The sequence below is a fragment of the Myxococcota bacterium genome, from assembly GCA_035498015.1.
Lineage (GTDB): Bacteria > Myxococcota_A > UBA9160 > SZUA-336 > SZUA-336 > VGRW01.
This window is the reverse complement of sequence record DATKAO010000067.1, coordinates 1-2,775: the sequence shown is the minus strand read 5'-3', so window position 1 is coordinate 2,775 and position 2,775 is coordinate 1. Positions and strand designations below refer to the sequence as shown.

Genomic DNA, 2,775 nt, shown 5'->3' with positions numbered 1-2,775 from the left:
CCGCTCTTGCTCCTGCACGAGAAGAAGATCTCGAACATGAAGGACCTCCTGCCCCTGCTCGAGCAGGTCGCGCGCGGCGGCAAGCCGCTCGTGATCGTGGCCGAGGAAGTCGAGGGCGAGGCGCTCGCGACGCTGGTCGTGAACAAGATCCGCGGCACGCTGCAGGTCGCGGCGGTGAAGGCGCCGGGCTTCGGTGACCGCCGCAAGGCGATGCTCGAAGACATGGCGATCCTCACCGGCGGCCAGGTGATCGCCGAGGAGCTCGGCATCAAGCTCGAGAACGTGACTCTGAACGACCTGGGCAAGGCAGGGCGAGTCACGATGGACAAGGACAACACCACGATCATCTCCGGCGCGGGCAAGAAGAAGGACATCGAGGCCCGCTGCAACGAGCTGCGCAAGCAGATCGAGGAGACGAAGTCGGACTACGACCGCGAGAAACTCCAGGAGAGACTCGCCAAGCTGGCCGGCGGCGTGGCGGTCGTGAAGGTCGGCGCCGCGACCGAGAGCGAGATGAAGGAGAAGAAGGCGCGCGTCGAGGACGCGCTCCACGCCACCCGCGCAGCCGTCGAAGAGGGCATCGTGCCCGGCGGCGGCGTGGCGCTGATCCGCGCCAAGAAGGTGCTCGAGACGCTCAAGGGTGCGAACCCGGAGCAGCAGGCGGGCATCGACATCATCCGCCGTGCCGTCGAGGAGCCGATCCGCATGATCGCGCAGAACGCCGGTCAGGAGGGCTCGGTAGTGGTCGACAAGGTCGCCAACGGCAAGGGCGCCTACGGCTTCAACGCCGCGACCGACACCTACGGCGACCTCGTGAAAGACGGCGTGATCGACCCGACCAAGGTCGTGCGCTCCGCGCTGCAGAACGCGGCGAGCGTGGCGGGCCTGCTCCTCACCACGCACGCGATGATCGCGGACAAGCCCAAGGACGAAGAGGACAAGCACGCCGGACATAGTCACTAGCGACGTTCGCTCGTCCTACAGACGACAACCCATCGCGCCGATCGCCTCACGGGAGGAGTCGGCGCGATGTCTTCTGTGCGCCATGCCGAGTTTCTGGTCGAGCGCTTGCGGGCGTTCGGCCTGTCGCTGGAGCTCGCTCCCGGCGCTGCCTCCGCCGAGGGCGTGCTGCAGCTCGGGCCGACGCCGTTCGAGACACTCGGCCGCTCGCTCGTGCTGTCGCGCGCGCGCTTCTACACGCTGGGTCACAACCGGCTGAAGCTCTACGACCCGGCGATCTTCTTCGACCTGCCCGCGCTCGACATCGGCCGCTGCACCTCGAAGGCCGACGTCGAGTCGGCGCTGCGCCGGGCCTGGGCGAGTCAGATGCGCTCGCTCGGCGAGGCACTCACCTGGCTGAAGCGGCTCGACGCGCGCCATCAGCTGGTCGCAGGCGGCGCGCGCCTGCGCTTCATCGACGACGCCAGCGGCGCGGTCGAGGTGCGCGCGCCGCGCGAAGTGCTCCTGCCCTCGAGCGGCGCGCTCGCGCGCCGCTCACTCGGCCAGCCGCAGGAGCGCCGCTTCCGCGCGCTGCCCAGCCTGGAGAGCGCGAACGAGCTGGCGCTCTCGATCTCGTCGGCCGTCGCGGAGCGCGCGAGACACTCGACCGAGGCGCCGCCGCCCTCGGGCCCCGACGAGAAGCGCCCCATGCGCGAGAAGCGCGCGCGCCGCGTCATGGCGATCTCGGCGCTGCCCGGCGGGCCGGCCGAGCTGGCGACGCTGCTCGCCATGCGCCACATCGAGCTCGAGCACTTCAAGGACCCGTCGGCCGCGATCGCCGCCTTCCGCGAGCGCAGCTACGAGCTGGTGGTGGTCGAGGCCAAGGTCGGCCGCGTCGACGGTCTCGAGCTCACCGCCGACCTGCGCCGGCTGCCCGGCGTGGAGCAGCTGCCGATCGTGGTGCTCGACGAGCGCGAGGTGGCCGCGAACCGGACCGGGGCGCAGGAGGCGGGCGCCGCGATGTATCTCCCCCGCCCGTTCCGCTGGGAGGAGATCGAGCCGACGCTGCTCGACCTGCTGGATCACGCCGCCGGCCGCCGCTTCCAGCGCTACGCGGCGCGCATGGCCGTGCGCACGGCCGCGAGCGCCGGCTCGTGGGACGAGCTCACGGAGCTGGTCGCGCGCGGCGGCATCTGCCTGCGCACGCGCCGCGACATCCTGCCGGGCGCGGTGGAGCGCTACCGCATCCACCTGCCCGCTCCGCTCGAGCCGATCGACGTCGACGGCGACGTGATCTCGCGCGCGAACCTGGCCGGCTACGCGAGCGTGCTGGCGGGGATCCGCTTCCGGCGCTTCCTCGACGAAGGCGAGGCGCGCTGGATCCGGGTCATCGAAGATCTGGCTCTGCGCGCGCGGGGCGCGCACCCGACGCTTTAGCCGACGACCTGACGCGCCTTCTTGATGTCGTCGTCCATGATCGTCTTGCGCTTCTCGCGCTGCGCGGAGTTGCCGGCCTCCTGAGCGAGGCGCGCGATGTACTCCTCCGCGGCTGCGACCGCCAGCTCGACGGCCGGCCCGGACGTTCTCAGCTCTCCACCGTGCTTCACGAGCAACCGCTTGACCGCGGCCGCGGGAATTTCCGCCATGTTGTGCTCACTCGCCCCCGGAACCTGTTTTTGGTTCGCGGCGTAGGATTCCCCAGGGGCGCATGAGCCGTCAACCGCCAGGGACACGCTCAGCGCTTTTCGAGACGGGCCAGGAATCCGACGACTTTCTCCGCCAGCAGCGCGCGCTCGAAATCGACCGGCAGCACGTGGCCCGAGCGCTCCAGCCAGA

At 70.4% G+C, this 2,775-nt stretch carries 3 protein-coding genes; 2 read left to right on the top strand and 1 reads right to left on the bottom strand.

Annotated elements, in window-relative coordinates; all coding sequences use genetic code 11:
* On the top strand, nucleotides 1-963 hold a 963-nt coding region (groEL, locus tag VMR86_05345; GenBank protein HTO06465.1), incomplete at its 5' end, for a chaperonin GroEL.
* Between the two features lie 66 nt (nucleotides 964-1,029).
* Complete coding sequence (locus VMR86_05340) at nucleotides 1,030-2,376, top strand: response regulator (protein HTO06464.1); 1,347 nt, start codon at nucleotides 1,030-1,032, stop codon at nucleotides 2,374-2,376.
* On the opposite strand, the gene VMR86_05335 is transcribed toward VMR86_05340, so the two are convergent.
* Nucleotides 2,373-2,672 carry a histone-like protein gene (locus VMR86_05335; GenBank protein HTO06463.1) on the bottom strand — a complete coding sequence of 100 codons (300 nt, stop codon included), beginning with the start codon at nucleotides 2,670-2,672 and terminating at the stop codon, nucleotides 2,373-2,375. The two genes, VMR86_05340 and VMR86_05335, sit on opposite strands and share 4 nt — an antisense overlap.
* Between the last annotated feature and the right edge of the window lie 103 nt (nucleotides 2,673-2,775).